Consider the following 19,005-nt stretch of genomic DNA (forward strand, 5'->3'; position numbering starts at 1 on the left):
TTATCAGGCCAGCCGATGTCTGCCAGTCATGCAATCAGCACTTCGCAGCTGAACAAGCGCATCCTCTCCATTGTTCTGTTTACCTTCGTCTGTTACCTCACCATTGGCCTGCCGCTGGCGGTGCTGCCGGGCTTTGTCCATCACGATCTTGGTTATAACTCGGTACTGGCGGGGCTGATTATCAGCGCGCAATACTTCGCGACGCTGGTGAGCCGGCCACACGCCGGACGCTATGCGGACATGCTGGGGCCAAAGCGGGTGGTGCTGTTTGGGCTGGCGTGCTGTGGCCTCAGCGGCCTCTGTTATGCGCTGGCGTGGCTGGCGAGTGGGCAGCCGCTGCTTAGCCTGATGCTGCTCTGCGCGGGCCGCGTGCTGCTGGGCGTCGGCGAGAGCTTCGCCAGCACCGGCTCCACCCTGTGGGGCATCGGGGCGGTCGGGTCGCTGCATACCGCCCGCGTCATCTCCTGGAATGGGGTGGCGACCTACGGGGCCATGGCGATTGGCGCGCCACTTGGCGTCTGGCTTAACCAGCGCTGGGGGCTGGCTGGCGTGGCCGGGGTGATTGTGCTGGCGGTGGTGATCGCCATGCTGCTGGCCGCGCGCAAGTCACCCATCTCGGTGGTGGCAGGCAACCGCATCGCCTTCAGTGCCGTGGTGGGCAAAATTTGGCCCTACGGCCTTGGGCTGGGGTTGGGCACCATCGGGTTCGGTGTCATCGCCACCTTTATTACCCTCTACTACGGCGAGCGCGGCTGGCAGGGGGCGGCCTTCTCACTCTCCCTGTTCAGCTTGGGCTTTGTCGGCATCCGGTTACTGTTCAGCAACAACATCAACCGCCACGGCGGGCTGAAGGTCTCACTGGTCTCATTCCTGTTCGAGATGGCAGGGCTGCTGCTGATTTGGCAAGCCGGCAGCCCGCTGCTGGTGGAGTGCGGGGCGTTCCTGACCGGCGCTGGCTTCTCACTGGTCTTCCCGGCGTTGGGCGTGGAGGCGGTGAAGCAGGTGCCGGTGCAGAACCAAGGGACAGCCCTGGGGCTCTATTCTGCGTTTCTGGATCTCGGGCTGGGGCTGACTGGCCCGGTAGCGGGGATGATCATTAACCACTTTGGCATTGCCTCCATCTATCTGGTGGCGGCGATCACCGTTGGAGTGGCGGCGCTGATCACCCTGCGCCTGACGCTGGCCCGGCCAGCGGGGTCGGCGCAATAAACCGCCAGAAACTTGCGGCAGTGCCGGTAATTACATCAGCCGGGTGGAGAATATTCTGAAATCGTCCAGAATGCAGGATAAAGGCATTGTCTGATCGGGCCAATACGGTAAGGTCGCTTGGCTGTTCAAGATGCGAGGAGAAACAATGTATTTACGGCCGGATGAAGTCGCACGGGTATTGGAAGGTTCAGGATTTGAGCGGGACTATGTAGATGACAAAACCTACGGTTACCGCCGCGGCGTGCACTACGTGTACGTCAACCGCGAGGCCCGCTTTGGCCGCACGGCGCTGGTGATCCACCCAGCGCTCAAGGAGTTCAGCCTGCGTTTTGCGCAACCCACCTCGGAGATGCGCGCCAGCGAGCACTACACGGAGTTCCCGCGTGAGACCTCCGGCAGCGGCGGGCTGCACTACGGCATTCCGCACGGATTCAGCTCGCGCCAGTTGCTGGCCAGCTATCTGGAGAATGTCTTCAAATAATTACACCAGGTGGATCTGGTTATAGGTCTCGTTGTAGTGGCGGCGGAATTGCGCCAGCTCAAACGGATCCAGATCCAGCTCGGCAAAGTAGAACAGCGCCTGTTCAGCGTGCTCATTGGTCAGCACCGGTGACAGGTGCGCGCGAATCAGCACGTCACGCCAATGGAGGATGCTCTCTGGCGAGTCGTCGCGGATAAAGGTGTGGTAGATAAACACGATATAGGCCGCCTTGCGCAGCTCCTCCGCGTAACCACTGCTGATGGCACGGGTAAACATCTGGCTCTGGCGTTTGCCCATCTCCAGTAGCATTGACTCAATCACCACCGGCTTGATCCGCAGCAGGGAAGCCAACGAATCATTGGCCTTGCGGGTATCTGCCGTCATCACCAGGTAACCGGCGACAAAGACCGCGATCAGTGCGGCAATGATAATCCATGTCATCTGTCAGTCTGCTCTCCAGCTTGCCGGTCGCCGGCTGGCGTCCGATCTCCAGCCTGAGTGTATCCGCTTCTGCCGCGAATGGGATAACCCCGGCCACAATGTCGCGCTGACTGCTGAAAAAATAACCTTGGCGGGTGTCTGGTCTCCCTTGGCGCGGCGGGCAAGCTGCCGCCGCGCCAGACCGGGAAGGGAAATCAGTCGCGGTGGCCGTAGTGGTGACCGTGGCCATGCCCGTGGTGGTGGCCGTGGTGGGGATAGATGCAGCCGCTCAACAGGGTACTCAGCAGCAGGGCGCTGCACATCAGGGTCAATCTTTTCATCATCTTCAACTCTTAAAACAGTGCCATAACGGCAGGGGAAAAACGGTTTGCCACATCCCTGTCAGGCAGCACCTTAGTGCGCGGCAAAAAATTTATCCAGAGAAATCCACGCTGGCAGGCCGCCTGATCGAGGATTCAGACTATTCTGCCTGCCGTTGGCAACAGATTATGCTGAAAGCTCAATGTGTTGGCCGTTGTACCGCTATAACAGGCAACACGGCGGGTCGAAAACCGGGCCGTAACGAGTTGCGGCACCTCTTGACGCCCGAAACGCGGTTTACCTCTTCCTCCATTTGCTCCTTCTCTACGCGGAAGCCATTAATTCGCACCGGAAAAAATAGTCTGCGGCGAAATTTCTTTTGCACACTTTTAGACCATACTTCTCCTACCTTCAGAGAAGTGGAGTCTCACCCGATGAACAATCCCGTTATTTTGCAATTCTTTCACTGGTATTACCCGGAGGGCGGCAAGCTGTGGGCAGAAGTCGAGCAACAAGCGTCTTACCTGGGGGAGTTGGGAATCAGCCACACCTGGCTGCCGCCGGCCTATAAAGGGTCTGCGGGGGGCCACTCAGTGGGCTACGACGTGTACGATCTGTTTGACCTGGGAGAGTTCGATCAGAAGGGCAGTGTGGCCACCAAGTATGGCGACAAGGCCGGGCTGCTGCGGGCGGCCGACGCGCTGAACAGCGCGGGGGTGGGCGTGATGATGGATGTGGTGCTCAACCACAAAATGGGGGCGGATGAGAAAGAGCCGGTGAAGGTTAACCGCGTTGATGAGGGTAACCGCACGGACATTGATGATGAGGTGGTGGAGTGCGAAGCCTGGACTCGCTTTACCTTCCCCGGCCGCGCTGGCAAGTACTCCCAATTCGTCTGGGACTACAAGTGCTTCAGTGGCGTGGATCACATTGATAACCCGGAGGAGAGCGGCGTTTTCAAAATCATCAATGATTACACCGCCGAGGGGTGGAACGTAGAGGTGGACGGCGAACTGGGTAACTTCGACTACCTGATGGGGGCGAACATCGACTTCCGCAATCAGGCAGTGCGCGGCGAGCTGGAGTACTGGGCGCGCTGGCTGCTGGAGCAGGTACCCTGCGCCGGGTTCCGGCTGGACGCGGTGAAGCACATCCCGGCGTGGTTCTACCGGGACTGGCTGGCCTATGTCGAGACGCTGCGCGACCAGCCGATGCTGGTGGTGGCGGAGTACTGGTCGCCGGATCTCGATGTGCTCAAGCACTATATCGAGCAGGTCGAAGGGCGCACCATGCTGTTTGATGTGCCGCTCTACATGAATTTCCACCATGCCTCGAAGCAGGGTCAGGATTTCGATCTCTGCACACTGTTTGACGGCTCGCTGCTGGCAGACGATCCCTTCCATGCGGTGACCATTGTTGGCAACCACGACACCCAGCCCCTGCAGGCGCTGGAAGCGCCCGTGGAGAGCTGGTTCAAGCCGCTGGCCTACGCGCTGATCCTGCTGCGTGAGCAGGGCGTGCCAACCATCTTCTACCCGGATCTGTTTGGCGTGGCCTATGACGATCGCGGCCAGGATGGCAATGAGCACCACATCGATCTGCCCGCGGTGGCGGAGCTGCCCACGCTGCTGAAGGCGCGCCAGCGTTTCGCCCACGGGGTGCAAACCGACTACTTCGACCATGCCAACTGCATCGCCTTTACCCGCAGTGGTACAGACGAGGCACCGGGCTGCGTGGTAGTGCTCTCCAATGGCGAGGACGGCGAGAAGGGCGTTGCCCTTGGCGAGGCGCTGGCCAACCGCGAGTGGCGGGACTACCTGGGCCTGCGCGAGGAGACCATCACCACGGATGAACAGGGCAATGGCGTTTTCACCTGCAACGGTGGCAGCGTCAGCGTCTGGGTGCTGGCGGAGTGCCTGGATGCCTGAATACCTGCGGGCCGCCCGGCCCGCAGATTTCTCCCTTACACCACCCGCAACGCCTCATAAGAGACCATCACATGCTGGCGATAGGCTGGCCTCGCTGTCAGGCGCGCGTAGTAGGCGGCTAGATGGGGAAGGTCGGGCCGCTCCAGCGCAATGTCATAGTAGCGGTAGAGCAGGTGGCCGAACTGGATGTCCGCCAGCGTAAAGTGCTCCCCCACCAGCCACGGCTGCCGTGCCAGCCGCGCGTCGGCAATCTGCAAAAAAGGCACCAGCTTTGCCATCGCCTGCCTGACCTTCTCTGCATCACGCTCCCGCTCCGGCGTCCGCACCAGTTGCCAGAAGATCGGGCCAGTGAAGTTCTGCGAGATATTCAGCTTCGCCCACTCGGCCCACATGTCCACCGGCGCGCGCGCCGCTGCCTCCGCAGGCCAGAAAGCCGCGTCCGCATAGCGGGCGGCCAGGTAACGCAGGATCGCGCCACTCTCCCACAGCGGGGGGTGATCGCCATCCTGAATCACCGGCACCAGCCCGTTAGGGTTCATGGCCAAAAACTCTGGCGTATCGGTGCCGCCATAGCAGTGGCCAATATCGTAGCGCTGATAATCCAGCCCCAGTTCGCCGACACACCACATCACCGCCTGCACGTTGGATGAGGTTTTTCTTCCCCAGATTTGCAACATCGCTCCACGCCTCCATTGATAGCACTATGACGGCAGCCTATCAGGTCAAGGGGGAGGGCGGGGGAGTTTTCAGACTTTATCTGATGGCCGGGCGCGAAGGGTGAACTACAGTGAAAGGGCATCCCGGTCACTCAGCCGCTGCTCGCGGCCGGGGCGGCTTTGCAACAGTGACTGCCACAGGCGGGAGCGAAAGGGCGTCGCGTTCACCACACTGATAACGCGCCCCGGATCGTGATTGATCTGGTAACCCTGCCGATGGGGCGTCAGGCGGTCGCCGGGCCGCAGGGCCAGATCGGTGACTGTCCAGACAATCAACTTCAGGCTTTTGGCTGAAATCACGCAGACAAAGGTCATGTTGCTGCGCGTGCACACCACACTATCAATGACTCTCCACTCCATCAGGATCTCCTTATACGTCAAGCTGTGAGGGCAACAGTGAGGTAACATCCAGAATAAATTAAATATAATTTAATTTTAAATAACATTATGTGGCGATCGTTATGCGTGATAGAAGCAAAAAATGGTGTGTCAGCAAAATTTATTGATCTGGATCAACACCTTTGCATATCCCTCAACTTTTCCGCTTTATCAAACCTTACAACGGGTTATTTGCACGCCATTTAACCAGCGGATAAGAGCCTCTCTCCGGCAGCCTCATGGTTTTCCCGAATAATCTGGGGCGCAGCGTCGCGCTTTATGGTTATTATTCACGGTGGAAATAAGTCTGCGTGACGCCATCAGGCGCGAAAAGTCAGACCCGATTGCCAGTTCACTAACGGAAAAAGCCTGCTATGCCGATCACACCTTTGCGCCTCAGGCGCCTGCTCTATGCTCTTTTGCTGTTTGTTCCCCTGATGTCCCAAGTCGCCCATGCCGCCCCCGATGCCGCCGCAACGGGCGAAGAGAGTGCCAAACCAGCGGCGATCAATGCGCCCGCCACTCTGGCCCAGCTGCAAAAACGCCTCGACAACATCAAGCAGCAGGTCTCGAACACCACCAGCGACAACAAGCTCAGCGCGCTGAATGACAGCACGCTGCAACTGGCTGCCGATGCTGATGCGCTGTCTACGGCCCTGCAACCGGCCCTGGCGCAGGCCGAGGCGCAACTGGCGGTATTGGGGCCGGAGCCAGCCGATGACGCGCTAGCGGAGACCGCCGACGTCGCGCGCCAGCGCACCAGCCTGAACAAGAGCCAGCAACAGCTGAAAGACCAGATCGATCAGGCCAGCGCCATCAACGCGGCCGCCACCAATCTGTCAGCCCAGATCACCAACCTGCGCCGCAATGCGCTGAAGACCCAGCTGGCGCTTAACACCGGCAGCATTTTGGGCCACCATTTCTGGTCACCGCTGCTGGATGGGCAGGCCAATGATGCCCGCCGTTTCACTGGCTTTACCGAGCAACTGCACGCGAGTTGGTCGACGGCTTGGGAGCCGGAATGGCGCTACGGTTCCGTGGCGCTGCTGGTGGCCGCGCTGGCGATTGGCCTGTTTGGCCGCCGCCTGCTGGACAAGCCACTCACTTGGCTGGTGCTGAAGGCACTGCCAGAGGGGCGCTTACGCCGCAGTGCGCTGGCCGCCGGCACGGTGCTGACCGTATTGCTCTCCGTCGGGATTGCCGCTCAGCTGCTGTGCCAGATCGTGACCCGTGAGGGGAGTGCCAGCCAGATGGTGCTCGACTACGCGGAGGGCGTGGTCGACCTGAGCCTCTTCTCGGCGCTGATTGCCGGACTGGGGCAGGCGCTGCTCGCCAACCAGCACCCCTCGTGGCGCTTGCCGACCATGGCCAATGAGATCGCCCAGACGCTGCGGCCTTTCCCGCTGATGCTCGCCAGCTTCATTTTGGTGTTTGGCGCGATGGAGCAGCTGAACAACTTGATTGGCGTCAGCGTGGTGACCAGCCTGATGGGCAGTGGTCTGGCCTCGCTGCTGGTGGCGCTGACCGCCTTCATTGGCCCGATGCGCGTCAACCGCCTGCGCCGCCGCTACATCGCCGAGGGCGAGACCCCAGAGGCGCGCTCCACGCTGGTCGGGCTGGTTCATCTGGCAACCAGCGTCACGGCCTTCGTCATTTTGATGGCTGTGCTGGTGGGCTATATCCCGCTGGCACGTTTTCTCTCCTATGAACTGGTCTGGATCGGGCTGGTGCTGGGCTGCCTCTACCTGCTGATCCATCTGGTCACCGACGTATGCGAGAGCCTGTTTTCGGCCAATACCGCCAGCGGCCGCATCATCAAGCACTCCCTCAACATTCAGGATCGCCACCTGACGCTGGCCGCGACGCTGCTCTCCGCCATCGGCAAAAGCATCCTGATCCTGCTGGCGGTGGTAGCCATCCTTAACGGCACCTTCGGTACCACCACGCCGCTGGAGCTGATCAGCAAAGTGGTCGATATCTGGGGTGGCAAGGGGCTAGAGAAGCTCAACATTGTGCCGTCGCAGCTGATTAACGCGGTGATCTGTCTGGTGGTCGGCATGGTGGTGCTGCGTAGCGCGCGCCGCTGGCTGGACAATGACTTCCTACCAAAGACCATGATGGATAAGGGCATTCGCGCCTCGCTGGTGACGCTTTTCAGCAACGTAGGCTACGTGCTGGTGATCCTGATCACCCTGTCGGCAATGGGCATTCAGTGGAACAAACTGGCCTGGATCGTCAGTGCGCTGTCAGTGGGCATCGGTTTTGGTTTGCAGGAGATTGTGAAGAACTTCATCTCTGGCCTGATCTTGCTGACCGAACGGCCAGTCAAGGTGGGCGATCTGGTGACCATTAGTGGGGTAGAAGGGGATATTCGCCGCATCAATGTACGCGCCACCGAGATCCAGCTCTCTGACCGCTCAACGGTGATTGTGCCGAACTCCCAGCTGATTTCGCAGAACGTGCGCAACGCGACGATGAATAACGCTCAGGGCGTGGCGACCATCGCCTTGACCTTCCCGCTGGATATCGACCCGGAGCAGGTGCGCGGCATTCTGTTACAGGCCTATCAAGAGCATCAGTCTATTCTGGAGATGCCAGCGCCCTCAGTGACCTTCAGCCAGCTGGCACCAACCGGCATTGTACTGAGCGTGACGGGCTATGTTACCAGCCCACGCGTAGTGAGCAGCACTAAGAGCGAGCTGCTATATGACATCCTGAAGCGCCTGCGCGCTGAAAAGGTCTCCCTCTCCATGCCACAGAAAATGGTGCTAGAGGCTCCCGAAGACCGGCAGGGCTGATCGTTTTCCCTCCTTCCCACAGCACGCCTTAGGGTGTGCTTTTTTTTGGCGCGAGGAGTGCCTGTCAAATAGACAATCCTGCATGCAACGCAAAAAGAGACAGGTTTACCCAGCGCCTTTACCATGAAATGCAAATAATTTACAATGTTAAGAATTCTGGAAGTATCTGTGTCGACAGTGGCACAATGCAAATAAATTCAACCGATTAAGTGGTTTCTCTGTGCTTTTGACATCTTCACTCAGCTCACCCACCGTAGAAAACGAAAATTACCATGCCAGCGTTGAACACCTCAAAAATTGCCTGCGCATTGAGGTAATGAAATCCGACAAAGAGTTTTCATGGCTGAAAACCATCCATAAAGTCCTCAAGTGCCCGGACCGACGTTTCTACTTCTGGTGGCGTATCGCCAATTACTTCTACCTTAATAACAAGTATAAAAAACATGCGGTCAACTTTAATCGCAAATTACGTAATCGGTATGGCCTACATATTAAGCTGGGTGCCCAGATTGGCGAAGGGTTACGCATTGCGCACTATGTGGGCATCGTGATCGCCGAATGCAGCGTTATCGGTAAAAATTTCTATATCAAACAGAATGTTACCATTGGCATTCGCCATCTGGATCAGGCAGGCAAGATCTATATCGGGGATAACGTCGAAGTCGGGGCAAATAGCTGCATTATTGGTGACAATCTCCGGATTGGCGATAATGTGGTGATCGGTGCCATGACCTTTGTAAATAAGGACGTACCCGCAGGATCCGTGGTCTATAACCGAAAAGAGCTTCACTATCTTTAAGTTGCTCGCATAAACCGTAAGATCGCCTGGACAGGGATGTCAGGCAATATCAAGCTCCTCTGCACTTCACTTATTGAACGTGATTCACTGACGTTAAATAATCCACCCTGATTCAAGCCGTACTTCCGCAGCATAAAAAGCACATTGTAAGCGCTAATGATAAAAGCCTATCGTAAGAACAGCGGCCTGTTTCCCCTCTTAATATGTTACTCGCACTCATCAGTAAGTGCCCGGCCAACTTCTGACACTAACGCTAAATTTATTACAACATACAGAAATGCGCTGCCGCTACTTCACTCTGGCCTTACGGCAGCTGCTATAAATGGTGCGCTAAGAGTAGTGAAGAAGAGGAATGGCTGAACGGCAGGCACAAAAAAACCCGCCAACCGAAGTTGCGGGTTTTTAGGGTTTCCGGCCTTATCTGGTGATAACCGGAAGCATATTTGGTGGAGCTGGGGGGATTTGAACCCCCGTCCGAAATTACTACGCCGTCGGTACTACATGCTTAGTCCAATCTTTACATTCGCCTGCCAGCTGCGGATGGACACGCCACTAACAAACTAGCTTGATTAGTTTTAACGCTTCAACCCCAAGCAAGGCATCCACGCGATCTCTTTTAGGTTTGACCTCTCTTGATCCCCGTCCTAAGAGCGGAGGCTAGGGAGAGAGGGCTCTAAGCAGGTTATTAAGCTGCTAGTGCGTAGTTTTCGTCGTTTGCGACTATTTTTTTGCGGTTTTTTAGCGAGGCCTACCGCACCTCGGCATGCACCTTGGGTTTCGCAAATCCCGTCGAATCCAGAATCAGCCCCAAGTGTCTGTCAGACAGTATAACAGAAGATTACCATGTAATGCCAGTCACTTAACGATTGGCATTCTTCATGATACGCGCACGGTCAACCTGCCATTCACGGGTGCGGGTGTCTTCACGTTTGTCGTGCTCTTTTTTACCCTTCGCGACGCCGATCTTGATCTTCGTCCAGGCATTTTTCCAGTAGAGCGAGAGCGCCACGATGGTGTAACCATCACGGTTTACGGCACCAAACAGTGAGCTGAGCTCTTTACGGTTCAGCAGCAGCTTACGGGTACGCATCGGCTCACACACTACGTGGGAGGAGGCAACGTTGAGCGGAGTGATGGTAGCGCCAAACAGGTACGCTTCACCATCACGGAAAACAACATAGCTGTCGCTAAGGTTGGCTTTGCCAGCGCGCAGCGACTTAACTTCCCATCCTTGCAACGCAAGACCGGCCTCGATCTCTTCTTCAATGAAGTACTCGTGGCGGGCGCGCTTGTTCATCGCTATGGTTGCGGAACCGGGTTTATGTGCTTTTTTCTTAGTCATAGTGGTTGTTATTATACCGCATGGAGTGGCGAATGAAATCCCTTGAGCCTGAGGCCCTTAGCCTTTTTATGCTCTGTGAGCATATGATGTGAAGCAGTTTTTTGTCACAGCGCAGATAAATGTTATTATCTGTACGTTTTATGACACACAGGAAACGATATGCCCCAGATCAACCGTTCTGCGTTAGTGCCATTCAGCGCTGAGCAAATGTACCAGTTGGTAAACGATGTTAATTCCTATCCGGAATTTTTGCCAGGCTGCACCGGTAGCCGGGTATTAACCCAGGGGCCGGGCGAAATGATGGCAGCCGTGGATGTCGCGAAAGCGGGGATCAGCAAAACCTTCACTACACGTAACCTGCTCTCCAGCAACCAGAGTATCAAGATGCATCTGGTCGATGGGCCGTTCCGTAAATTGATGGGCGGCTGGCACTTTACTCCCCTAAGCCCGGATGCATGCAAAATTGAGTTCAACCTGGATTTTGAGTTCACCAATAAGCTGATTGAACTGGCATTCGGCCGGATCTTCAAAGAATTGGCGAGCAGTATGGTACAAGCGTTTACCCAGCGCGCGAAAGAGGTCTACAGTGCCTGAGATCCGGGTTGAGGTGGTCTACGCGCTGCCCGAGCGGCAGTACCTGCGCAGCGTGAAGCTGGCGTTGGGCAGCAGCGTCCAGCAGGCCATTGAGGCCTCTGGCATCCTTGAACAGCGCAGTGACATTGATCTGAGTATCAATAAGGTTGGCGTCTATAGCCGGCCGGTCAAGCTGACGGATGAGGTACAGGATGGCGACCGGGTGGAGATCTATCGCCCATTGATTGCCGATCCGAAAGAGCTACGGCGCCAGCGCGCTGAGCGAGCCACAAAAAAATAGGGTGCCCATAGAGGCACCCTTATTTTTTAGCAGGTAACGAGCCGCAACCGCGTCACTCTGCTTGGCTTTCAGCCGTTACTCTTCTTTCTGTCCTGCCAGTGCTGGCTTGTTATCGACATTGGTCAGCACGTCGCTACTGTCGAAGGTCAGCGTCAGCGTCTGTTGAGTGACACTCTCATGCCCTGGCTGCTGGCGGAAGACATAGAACCAGGTATTGCTGCCAAACGGGTCCTGCATCATTGGCGTACCTAACACATAAGCCACTTGCTGCTTGGTCATGCCGGTATGAATCTTGGCTACGTCAGCAGGGGAGAGGTAGTTCCCCTGATTGATATCAGGCCGATAAACCACCTTTTCCAGTGTGGAACAGCCTGTGGTAAGCGTAACAAGTACCACAGCGGCGGCAGTCAGCAATTTACAGCGCATAGTAATCACATTCCTTTAGGGCATAGGATGCCGATAATAATAAACCTTTCGGCAGTTGGGAACCTTTACAGGGTTCCAGTATGACCGCAGGAAAGCAAAAAAGTTGAGTATTTCTAAGCAGCCAGCAGCTCTTTGGCGTTCGCTAGCGTGTTGCGCGTCACTTCACTACCACCCAGCAGGCGAGCCAACTCTTGCAGCCGTGCGCGCTTGTCGAGGCGTACCATCGTGGTCTCTGTGACTTCACCATCGGTTTGCTTGCTGACAAAGTAGTGCTGATGGCCACATCCCGCCACCTGCGGCAGGTGGGTAACGCACATCACTTGGGCGGACTCCCCTAACTGGCGCAACAGCTTGCCAACGATGGCCGCCGTTGGGCCGCTGATGCCTACGTCCACCTCATCGAAGATCAGTGCAGGTGTGTCCATTTTGCGGGCTGTGATGACCTGAATGGCCAGAGCAATACGCGACAGCTCCCCGCCAGACGCCACTTTCGCCAATGCCTGCATGGGCTGGCCGGGGTTGGTAGTGACCTGGAACTCGATATGATCGGCACCCTCGGCGCTCAGGTGATCCGGGTTGAAAGCAATCTCGATATTGAATTTGCCGTGCGGCATGGAGAGCGCCTGCATACTCTGGGTAATCAGGGTCGTCAGTTCATCCGCGTATTCGCGACGCTTCTGGCTCAGCTGGCCAGCAATCGCCGTGGCTTTTTGATGGTGGTGGGCCACCGCCTCGCTAAGCTCCGCCTGGCTGCTCTCCTGATCTTCCAGCGCTTGCTGTTCGTCCAACAGTTGCTGGTAGAGCACCGGCAGCTCTTCCGGCGATACACGATGTTTACGTGAGAGGGAAAGCTGACGCGAGAGGCGCTGCTCCAACTCATACAGACGGTTCGGATCGAGATCCAGACGCTGGCTATAGTGACGCAGCTCGTCACTTGCCTCACTGATCTGGATAGATGCCTCTTCCAGCATTGCCAGCAATTCACCCATCTTCTCATCCAGCTCCGCCAGTTCACCCAGCTGATTTTTTGCCGTGTAGAGTTGGCTCAGGATGTTCTGGTCATCACCATCGGCCAGCAGATAGAGCGCCTGTTGGCTGAGAGAGAGCAACTGGCCGCTGTTGGCCAGGCGCTTATACTCGCTGTCGATTTGCTCGTATTCACCGGCAACCGGCGAGAACTCATTCAACTCTTTTAGCTGGTAGTGCAGTAGCTGGCGACGAGACTCGCGCTCACTCATCAGCTGTTGGTGCTGTGCCAGTTCGCGGCAGCTTTGGTGCCATGCCTGATAGGCGCCACGCATGGCAGCCAGCAGTTGCGGCTCGTCGGCATAGGCATCAAGCAGGGATTTCTGGTGCTCCGGACGCAGCAGCAGTTGGTGGGCGTGCTGGCCGTGGATCTGAATCAGGTGCTGGCCCAATTCGCGCAGCTGGGAGAGGGGTACCGGTGTGCCGTTGATAAACCCGCGGGAGCGGCCATCCGCGCCGATGGTGCGGCGCAGCAGGCACTCATTGCCCTCATCGAGCTGGTTTTGCGCCAGCCATTCGCGGGCGGAAGGGGTATCTGAGAGGGCAAAGCGTGCGCAGAGATCGGCGCGGTTTGCCCCATTGCGTACCATGCTGCCATCAGCGCGATTGCCCAGGCAGAGGCCTAGTGCATCAATTGCAATCGATTTGCCCGCACCGGTTTCACCGGTGATGGCGGTCATCCCTGCCTGAAAATCAATGTCCAGCTCACGGACGATTGCAAAGTTACTGATAGTGAGTTGAGCCAGCATAGCCACCTTCCTGTACATAACCACAGAACTGTAATTGCGTACAGTATAAACGGGAATCATCGCCAGTAAAGTAGGGCAGCACGTTTTTCAGAACAATTTTTTTGACCAGCCTAGCTTGGTGCTTAACGTGTTGAAATAGCTGTAATCCTTGGGGTGGATTAGGTTCAGGTGGAAGGCGCTGCGGCGAATGACGACCTCTTCTCCCTCCTGAATCGGCAGGGCAATCTGGCTGTCACAGCTGATCTCCAGGTCACTGCTGATCTGGGAAAAGCGCAGGCGGATGGTGCTGCTGCTGTTGATCACCAGCGGTCGCGCCGAGAGTGTATGCGGGAACATCGGCACCAGCGCGATGGCATCCAGCGTCGGCGTCAGGATTGGGCCGCCACCGGAGAGGGAATAGGCGGTGGAGCCGGTGGGCGTCGAGATGATCAGGCCATCGGAGCGCTGCGAAAAGGCGAAGCGATCGTCAATATAGACCTCAAACTCAATCATGTGCGCCACTTTGCCGGGGTGCAGCACCACTTCGTTGATGGCGGTGCCAAGCCGACACTGCTCATTGCCGCGCTTCACCTGCGCCTCCAGCAGGAAACGCTGCTCGTCGAGGTACTCGCCCTCCAGCACATCGGCCAGCTGCTGCTGGGCATTGTCCGGGTCGAGGTCGGTGAGGAAACCCAGATTGCCGCGGTTGACGCCAATCACCTTGATGTCATAGCGCGCTAGCACCCGCGCCGCACCAAGCATGTTGCCATCGCCGCCGACTACCACCGCCAGATCGGCCTGCTGGCCGATCTCCGCCAGGGTGCCGGTGGGGGCATCCGCCAGCTTCAGCTCCTCTGCCACCAGCCGTTCGAGGATGACGTCATAGCCCTTTCCCCGCAGCCAGTGGTATAGCATCTCATGTGTGGCCAGGGCCGAAGGGTGGCGTGGGTGGCCCACGATGCCGATACGCTTAAATTTCTTACTCATTGTCTCGCTTGTCCTCAGTGCGGGGGCTGTCCCACACATTCTGACCGGTTCCCTTGAAACCCCGGTTTTGATCCCCATAATAAGCGAACTAGCAAGTGTAATGCTAAAACGCGGAGAATTTCATGAGTAGTAAAGAACAGAACACAGCAAACGAGCAAGTCTCGGACGAAATGGAAAAAGATCAACTGCACGCGGAAGCTGGAGCCGAAACGGCAAACGACGTCGATCCGCGTGACGCCCGTATTGCTGAGCTGGAAGCGCAGTTGAAAGATGCTCAGCAACGCGAGCGTGAAAGCCTGCTGCGCGCCAAGGCGGAAGTGGAAAACCTCCGTCGCCGCACCGAGATGGATGTGGAGAAGGCGCATAAATTCGCCCTGGAGAAATTCTCTGGCGAGTTGCTGCCGGTGATCGACAACCTGGAGCGTGCGCTGGATCTGGCGGACAAATCCAACACTGAACTGGCGTCCATGATTGAGGGCATTGAACTGACCCTGAAATCGCTGCTGGATGCGGTACGCAAATTTGGCATTGAGGTGGTGGGTGAGACCCATGTGCCGTTCAACCCGGAAGTGCATCAGGCGATGACCCTGATGGAGTCCGCGGAGCACGAGCCGAACCACGTCATGATGGTCATGCAGAAGGGCTACACCCTCAACGGTCGCCTGTTGCGCCCGGCGATGGTGGCGGTCTCCAAAGCCAAGGCGTAAGCGCAAAAAAGGCACCCAAGGGTGCCTTTTTTCTGCCTGAGCGTTATAGCTCTTTCGGCAGAACCGGCGTCCAGTCAATCGCCGGCAGCCCTTGCTGCTCCAGCAAGGCGTTGGTCTGCGAGAAGTGGCGGCAGCCCAGGAACCCGCGATGTGCGGAGAGCGGGGAGGGGTGCGGCGCCTTCAGCACATGGTGGCGCTGGGTATCAATAAAGCTCCCTTTCTTCTGCGCATGGGAACCCCACAGCAGAAACACCACGCCCTCGCGATGCTCGTTGATTGCACCGATCACCTTATCGGTGAAGGTTTCCCAGCCCAGCCGCGCATGGGAGTGTGCCTGCCCGCGCTCCACGGTCAGCACCGTATTCAGCAACATTACCCCCTGTTCCGCCCAACTCTGTAGGCAGCCATGCTCTGGCCGTACGAAGCCAGGGATGTCGCTCTCCAGCTCCTTATAGATATTGACCAGCGAGGGCGGCACCTGCACGCCGGGGCGTACGGAGAAGGCCAGACCGTGCGCCTGATTTGGCCCGTGGTAAGGATCCTGCCCGAGGATCACCACCCGCACGTCACTTAGCTCAGTGAAGCGAAAGGCGTTGAACACATCTTTTTGCGGTGGGTAGACCGTTTTGCCCGCCGCCCGCTCCGCGGCGACAAATGCCAGGGTTTCCTGAAAGTAAGGCTGCTCTTTTTCCTGACCAATCACATCATGCCAGGTAGGTGAAGTTGGCATCCGCGCTCTCCTTTGTTTTTGCAGATAATCTGATGACTATAGAGTACCTGCATCCGCTTACCAGTAAAACGCCTGCTTATAGGGCGCATGGGCATTTCAAAAAAAGTTGATAATTTACAAAAAAATCAGGAATGGCCGCGGGGGCTAATTTGATAAAAAACAAAATGTTGGTTTTCCAGCCTGCTGTGCCAGCCCGAATTTATTGATTTCAATCAAGGATTGCCACTTTTCAGGCTGGTATACAGGGAACAGACGTGCGGTGTGCCGAGAGACCACCGCCATTGATGACATTGTTCGGGCAGCCTGACCGCTGCTCTCTGGAGGCAATCATGATTACAGGTATCCAAATTACCCAAGCCGCAAACCCGGCGCTGGTTAACTCATTCTGGCTGCTGGATAGCGAACAGGCGCAAGTGCGTTGCCTGTGCGCCAAGGCGGAGTTTGAAGAGGATCAGGTAGTGGCACTGGCCGAGCTGGGCGAAGTAGAGTATCGCGAGGTGCCGGTGGATGTGCAGCCCAGCGTGCGTGTCGAGGGCGGCCAGCACCTCAACGTCAACGTACTGCGCCGTGAAACGCTGCTGGATGCGGTGGAACACCCGGAGAAGTACCCGCAACTGACCATCCGCGTCTCTGGCTATGCGGTGCGTTTCAACTCCCTGACGCCGGAACAGCAGCGCGACGTCATTGCCCGCACCTTTACCGAAAGCCTGTAAGCAGGCAGAAAAAAGGGGAGCCTCGGCTCCCCTGTTTATTTCCCACGCGTTACTTCTGCTCGCCGGTTTCCGCTTTCGGCTGGCGGCGCTTGCCGACGTTTTTGGCGTCGCGCTGGCGTACCTTGACCTTGGCCTTCGGCTTGTCTTTTTTCTCGGCAGCACGTTTGGCGAGCACCTTTTTGGAGGGCTTGCCATTGCTCTTCTCGCTCGGCAGCTTGCTGGTGGGGCGCAGCTCGTCAATGACGCGCGGCTTCAGCGGCTCATTCAGGTAACGGCCGATTTTACCCAGCAGCAGGTGGTCATGCGCCTCTACCAGTGAGATCGCGCACCCCTTGCGGCCCGCGCGGCCAGTACGGCCAATGCGATGCAGGTAGATGTCAGCGGTGCGCGGCAGGTCAAAGTTGAAGACGTGGGTGATATCGTTGATATCCAATCCACGTGCCGCCACATCGGTGGCGACCAGCACATTGACGCGGCCATCGGTCATGCGTTTGACGGCCTCATTGCGCTTGGCCTGCACCATCTCACCCTCAAGGTAGCAGGAGTTGATACCCGCCTCACGCAGCCAGGAGACCATCTCATGCACCCGCTCGCGCTTACGCACGAAGATGATCGACTTCTGCACGTCCGGCTGTTTCAACAGGTGGACGAGCAGGGTGGTCTTATGTTGCAGGTCATCGGCACGGTAGTACCACTGCTGGATCTTTTTGCGCTCGCGGCGGGAGGGATCGGCTTCCACTTCTACCGGCTCCTGCAACAGGCGCTCAGCGAAGTCACGGATTGCCTCGCCTTCCAGCGTGGCGGAGAACAGCATGGTCTGCTTTCTCCAGCGGGTTTCGCCGGCGATGGTTTCGATGTCCTGAGCGAAGCCCATGTCCAGCATACGGTCGGCTTCATCAAGGATCAGCGTTTCGACGGCGCGGCAGTCAAAGTTCTCTTCTTTGATGTACTGCAACAGGCGGCCGGTGGTGGCGACCACGATGTCCTGATTTTCGCTGAATACCTCGGCGTGGTTCATATAGGCCACGCCGCCAGTGATGGTGGCGATATCCAGATGGGTGTGTTTCGCCAGTTCGCGCGCCTGATCGGCGACCTGCATCGCCAGTTCGCGGGTAGGCGTCAGGATCAGGATGCGCGGCGGGCCAGATTTATGGCGCGGGAAATCCAGCAGGTGCTGCATCACCGGCAGCAAGAAAGCGGCGGTTTTGCCGGTGCCGGTGGGTGCCGAACCCAGAACGTCACGGCCTTCCATCGCGGGCGGGATCGCCTCAGCCTGGATGGCGGTGGGCCGGTCATAGCCCTTGTCGCGCAGCGCGTCGAGCAGGCTTTCGTCTAGTTCGAGTTCGGAAAAAGTGGTTACAGTCATGGTCTACCTCTACGTGGGGCGCCGATTATAGACGGGTTAGACGCATTCTTCATCTATTTAAGCCGCTACCGTCGCTTTTACTCACTCATTGATTATCCTATGCTACGCCCGATTTGTCGTGCCGCGCCTGCCGCCGCACCCCATGAGATGACCTGGAAAAGCCCGTGACTACCGAACCGACCCCTGCACCTACGCTGCGCCGTAATGGCTTTACCTTCAAACAATTTTTTGTCGCCCATGACCGCTGCGCGATGAAAGTCGGCACCGACGGCGTGCTGCTCGGTGCCTGGGCGCCCGTGGAAGAGGCCCGCCGCATCCTGGATATCGGCACCGGCAGCGGGCTGATCGCCCTGATGCTGGCACAGCGGACGCCAGCCACCTGCCAGATTGATGCGGTGGAACTGGACCCGGATGCCGCCGCGCAGGCACAGGAGAACGCGGCGGCCTCACCCTGGGCCGATCGCATTCGGGTACTGGCGACAGATATCCATAAGGTCACGGCGAATGCTTCCACGCGCTATGACCTGATTGTCAGCAATCCGCCCTATTTTGAGCCGGCGGTCGCCTGCCGTGATGCCGCTCGTACTCAGGCACGTTACACCGACACCCTCAGCCATGAGGCGCTGCTGGCCTGTGCCGCGGCCCTGCTGCAGGAGGGCGGGCGCTTCTGCGTGGTGCTGCCCTATGAGATTGGCGAGCGCTTTGTCACCAGCGCTGTCGCAGCGGGCTGGCACCTCGCCCAACGACTGGCGCTGCGCGACCGGCCGGGCAAGCCGCTGCACCGCGTCCTGCTGACGCTGGTGCGCCAGCCAGCCGCGCTACAGCTGGGGGAGATGCCGCTGCGGGATGCCGACGGACACTACAGCGACGCCTTTCGCCAGCTGATCACTGACTTCTACCTTTTTTATTGATGCCATGCTCGCCGCGCAATGGTGCGGTGATGCAGAGAAAGTGCACAAAACGTGGTAGCCTGTTGATTCAGCGGCGCTGACATGCCGACAGAAAAATCATAAGCGCGACGGAACTCTATGTACCGTGTAAACTCCAAGCAGGTGC

At 57.7% G+C, this 19,005-nt stretch carries 20 protein-coding genes and 1 other RNA gene; 10 read left to right on the top strand and 11 right to left on the bottom strand.

What is annotated here, in order from left to right:
• Positions 1-15 precede the first annotated feature (15 nt).
• Both C1N62_RS03645 and C1N62_RS03650 read left to right on the top strand, forming a co-directional pair.
• Complete coding sequence (locus tag C1N62_RS03645; protein ID WP_137762346.1) at positions 16-1,209, top strand: MFS transporter; 1,194 nt, start codon at positions 16-18, stop codon at positions 1,207-1,209.
• Positions 1,210-1,354: 145 nt separating this feature from the next.
• Positions 1,355-1,690: a DUF2002 family protein gene (locus C1N62_RS03650; RefSeq protein ID WP_137762347.1), complete on the top strand. Its 336-nt coding sequence runs from the start codon at positions 1,355-1,357 to the stop codon at positions 1,688-1,690.
• Here C1N62_RS03650 and C1N62_RS03655 read toward each other — a convergent pair whose 3' ends face one another.
• Together C1N62_RS03655 and C1N62_RS23485 are read right to left on the bottom strand one after the other, a co-directional pair.
• Positions 1,691-2,131, bottom strand: a complete 441-nt coding sequence (locus tag C1N62_RS03655) for a DUF1198 family protein (RefSeq protein ID WP_137762348.1) — start codon at positions 2,129-2,131, stop codon at positions 1,691-1,693.
• A 194-nt stretch (positions 2,132-2,325) separates the two neighbouring features.
• On the bottom strand, positions 2,326-2,454 hold the full coding sequence (locus C1N62_RS23485; protein ID WP_255508610.1) for a hypothetical protein: 129 nt from the start codon (positions 2,452-2,454) through the stop codon (positions 2,326-2,328).
• Between the two features lie 411 nt (positions 2,455-2,865).
• Here C1N62_RS23485 and amyA point away from each other — a divergent pair, with 411 nt between their 5' ends.
• Positions 2,866-4,359: an alpha-amylase gene (amyA, locus tag C1N62_RS03660; RefSeq protein ID WP_137762349.1), complete on the top strand. Its 1,494-nt coding sequence runs from the start codon at positions 2,866-2,868 to the stop codon at positions 4,357-4,359.
• Positions 4,360-4,394: 35 nt separating this feature from the next.
• Here the strand turns inward: amyA and C1N62_RS03665 are convergent, their stop codons facing one another.
• Both C1N62_RS03665 and C1N62_RS03670 read right to left on the bottom strand, forming a co-directional pair.
• The gene (locus tag C1N62_RS03665; RefSeq protein ID WP_137762350.1) at positions 4,395-5,036 is read right to left on the bottom strand and encodes a glutathione S-transferase family protein; all 642 of its coding nucleotides are present in this window, start codon (positions 5,034-5,036) and stop codon (positions 4,395-4,397) included.
• 105 nt (positions 5,037-5,141) lie between these two features.
• Positions 5,142-5,435, bottom strand: a complete 294-nt coding sequence (locus tag C1N62_RS03670) for a hypothetical protein (RefSeq protein WP_168195800.1) — start codon at positions 5,433-5,435, stop codon at positions 5,142-5,144.
• A 455-nt stretch (positions 5,436-5,890) separates the two neighbouring features.
• Between C1N62_RS03670 and C1N62_RS03675 the strand changes: the two genes are divergently transcribed.
• Positions 5,891-8,251: a DUF3772 domain-containing protein gene (locus C1N62_RS03675; RefSeq protein WP_240775719.1), complete on the top strand. Its 2,361-nt coding sequence runs from the start codon at positions 5,891-5,893 to the stop codon at positions 8,249-8,251.
• 220 nt (positions 8,252-8,471) lie between these two features.
• Positions 8,472-9,050: a serine acetyltransferase gene (locus tag C1N62_RS03680; protein ID WP_240775720.1), complete on the top strand. Its 579-nt coding sequence runs from the start codon at positions 8,472-8,474 to the stop codon at positions 9,048-9,050.
• Positions 9,051-9,494: 444 nt separating this feature from the next.
• On the opposite strand, the gene ssrA is transcribed toward C1N62_RS03680, so the two are convergent.
• Positions 9,495-9,859, bottom strand: a transfer-messenger RNA (tmRNA) gene (gene ssrA, locus C1N62_RS03685).
• 50 nt (positions 9,860-9,909) lie between these two features.
• Positions 9,910-10,392: an SsrA-binding protein SmpB gene (gene smpB / locus C1N62_RS03690; RefSeq protein ID WP_137762353.1), complete on the bottom strand. Its 483-nt coding sequence runs from the start codon at positions 10,390-10,392 to the stop codon at positions 9,910-9,912.
• Between the two features lie 159 nt (positions 10,393-10,551).
• Between smpB and C1N62_RS03695 the strand changes: the two genes are divergently transcribed.
• On the top strand, positions 10,552-10,986 hold the full coding sequence (locus C1N62_RS03695; protein WP_137762354.1) for a type II toxin-antitoxin system RatA family toxin: 435 nt from the start codon (positions 10,552-10,554) through the stop codon (positions 10,984-10,986).
• Positions 10,979-11,266 carry an RnfH family protein gene (locus tag C1N62_RS03700; RefSeq protein ID WP_137762355.1) on the top strand — a complete coding sequence of 96 codons (288 nt, stop codon included), beginning with the start codon at positions 10,979-10,981 and terminating at the stop codon, positions 11,264-11,266. The genes C1N62_RS03695 and C1N62_RS03700 overlap by 8 nt, the downstream gene beginning before the upstream one ends.
• A gap of 75 nt (positions 11,267-11,341) precedes the next feature.
• On the opposite strand, the gene bamE is transcribed toward C1N62_RS03700, so the two are convergent.
• The 3 genes from bamE to nadK form a co-directional block, all read right to left on the bottom strand.
• On the bottom strand, positions 11,342-11,692 hold the full coding sequence (gene bamE / locus C1N62_RS03705; RefSeq protein ID WP_137762356.1) for an outer membrane protein assembly factor BamE: 351 nt from the start codon (positions 11,690-11,692) through the stop codon (positions 11,342-11,344).
• Between the two features lie 113 nt (positions 11,693-11,805).
• On the bottom strand, positions 11,806-13,467 hold the full coding sequence (gene recN, locus C1N62_RS03710; RefSeq protein WP_168195801.1) for a DNA repair protein RecN: 1,662 nt from the start codon (positions 13,465-13,467) through the stop codon (positions 11,806-11,808).
• Between the two features lie 87 nt (positions 13,468-13,554).
• Entirely contained in the window at positions 13,555-14,433 is an 879-nt protein-coding gene (nadK, locus tag C1N62_RS03715; protein ID WP_137762358.1) for an NAD(+) kinase, read from the bottom strand.
• A gap of 122 nt (positions 14,434-14,555) precedes the next feature.
• Here nadK and grpE point away from each other — a divergent pair, with 122 nt between their 5' ends.
• Positions 14,556-15,140 carry a nucleotide exchange factor GrpE gene (gene grpE, locus C1N62_RS03720; RefSeq protein ID WP_137762359.1) on the top strand — a complete coding sequence of 195 codons (585 nt, stop codon included), beginning with the start codon at positions 14,556-14,558 and terminating at the stop codon, positions 15,138-15,140.
• Between the two features lie 43 nt (positions 15,141-15,183).
• Here grpE and ung read toward each other — a convergent pair whose 3' ends face one another.
• Positions 15,184-15,870 carry a uracil-DNA glycosylase gene (gene ung, locus C1N62_RS03725; RefSeq protein WP_137762360.1) on the bottom strand — a complete coding sequence of 229 codons (687 nt, stop codon included), beginning with the start codon at positions 15,868-15,870 and terminating at the stop codon, positions 15,184-15,186.
• Positions 15,871-16,199: 329 nt separating this feature from the next.
• On the opposite strand from ung, the gene grcA reads away from it, so the two are divergent.
• Complete coding sequence (grcA, locus tag C1N62_RS03730; protein WP_137762361.1) at positions 16,200-16,583, top strand: autonomous glycyl radical cofactor GrcA; 384 nt, start codon at positions 16,200-16,202, stop codon at positions 16,581-16,583.
• 49 nt (positions 16,584-16,632) lie between these two features.
• On the opposite strand, the gene srmB is transcribed toward grcA, so the two are convergent.
• Positions 16,633-17,949: an ATP-dependent RNA helicase SrmB gene (srmB, locus tag C1N62_RS03735; RefSeq protein WP_137762362.1), complete on the bottom strand. Its 1,317-nt coding sequence runs from the start codon at positions 17,947-17,949 to the stop codon at positions 16,633-16,635.
• A 164-nt stretch (positions 17,950-18,113) separates the two neighbouring features.
• On the opposite strand from srmB, the gene C1N62_RS03740 reads away from it, so the two are divergent.
• Complete coding sequence (locus tag C1N62_RS03740) at positions 18,114-18,860, top strand: tRNA1(Val) (adenine(37)-N6)-methyltransferase (RefSeq protein ID WP_240775721.1); 747 nt, start codon at positions 18,114-18,116, stop codon at positions 18,858-18,860.
• The last annotated feature ends 145 nt before the right edge of the window (positions 18,861-19,005 follow it).

Source organism: Nissabacter sp. SGAir0207, assembly GCF_005491205.1.
Classification (GTDB): domain Bacteria; phylum Pseudomonadota; class Gammaproteobacteria; order Enterobacterales; family Enterobacteriaceae; genus Chimaeribacter.

Bases quoted from the DNA above. Each gene is read 5' to 3' on its own strand.
- C1N62_RS03645 (WP_137762346.1), top strand. From the start codon at position 16: ATGTCTGCCAGTCATGCAATCAGCACTTCGCAGCTGAACAAGCGCATC.
- C1N62_RS03650 (WP_137762347.1), top strand. From the start codon at position 1,355: ATGTATTTACGGCCGGATGAAGTCGCACGGGTATTGGAAGGTTCAGGA.
- C1N62_RS03655 (WP_137762348.1), bottom strand. From the start codon at position 2,131: ATGACATGGATTATCATTGCCGCACTGATCGCGGTCTTTGTCGCCGGT.
- C1N62_RS23485 (WP_255508610.1), bottom strand. From the start codon at position 2,454: ATGATGAAAAGATTGACCCTGATGTGCAGCGCCCTGCTGCTGAGTACC.
- amyA (WP_137762349.1), top strand. From the start codon at position 2,866: ATGAACAATCCCGTTATTTTGCAATTCTTTCACTGGTATTACCCGGAG.
- C1N62_RS03665 (WP_137762350.1), bottom strand. From the start codon at position 5,036: ATGTTGCAAATCTGGGGAAGAAAAACCTCATCCAACGTGCAGGCGGTG.
- C1N62_RS03670 (WP_168195800.1), bottom strand. From the start codon at position 5,435: ATGGAGTGGAGAGTCATTGATAGTGTGGTGTGCACGCGCAGCAACATG.
- C1N62_RS03675 (WP_240775719.1), top strand. From the start codon at position 5,891: ATGTCCCAAGTCGCCCATGCCGCCCCCGATGCCGCCGCAACGGGCGAA.
- smpB (WP_137762353.1), bottom strand. From the start codon at position 10,392: ATGACTAAGAAAAAAGCACATAAACCCGGTTCCGCAACCATAGCGATG.
- C1N62_RS03695 (WP_137762354.1), top strand. From the start codon at position 10,552: ATGCCCCAGATCAACCGTTCTGCGTTAGTGCCATTCAGCGCTGAGCAA.
- bamE (WP_137762356.1), bottom strand. From the start codon at position 11,692: ATGCGCTGTAAATTGCTGACTGCCGCCGCTGTGGTACTTGTTACGCTT.
- recN (WP_168195801.1), bottom strand. From the start codon at position 13,467: ATGCTGGCTCAACTCACTATCAGTAACTTTGCAATCGTCCGTGAGCTG.
- nadK (WP_137762358.1), bottom strand. From the start codon at position 14,433: ATGAGTAAGAAATTTAAGCGTATCGGCATCGTGGGCCACCCACGCCAC.
- grpE (WP_137762359.1), top strand. From the start codon at position 14,556: ATGAGTAGTAAAGAACAGAACACAGCAAACGAGCAAGTCTCGGACGAA.
- ung (WP_137762360.1), bottom strand. From the start codon at position 15,870: ATGCCAACTTCACCTACCTGGCATGATGTGATTGGTCAGGAAAAAGAG.
- grcA (WP_137762361.1), top strand. From the start codon at position 16,200: ATGATTACAGGTATCCAAATTACCCAAGCCGCAAACCCGGCGCTGGTT.
- srmB (WP_137762362.1), bottom strand. From the start codon at position 17,949: ATGACTGTAACCACTTTTTCCGAACTCGAACTAGACGAAAGCCTGCTC.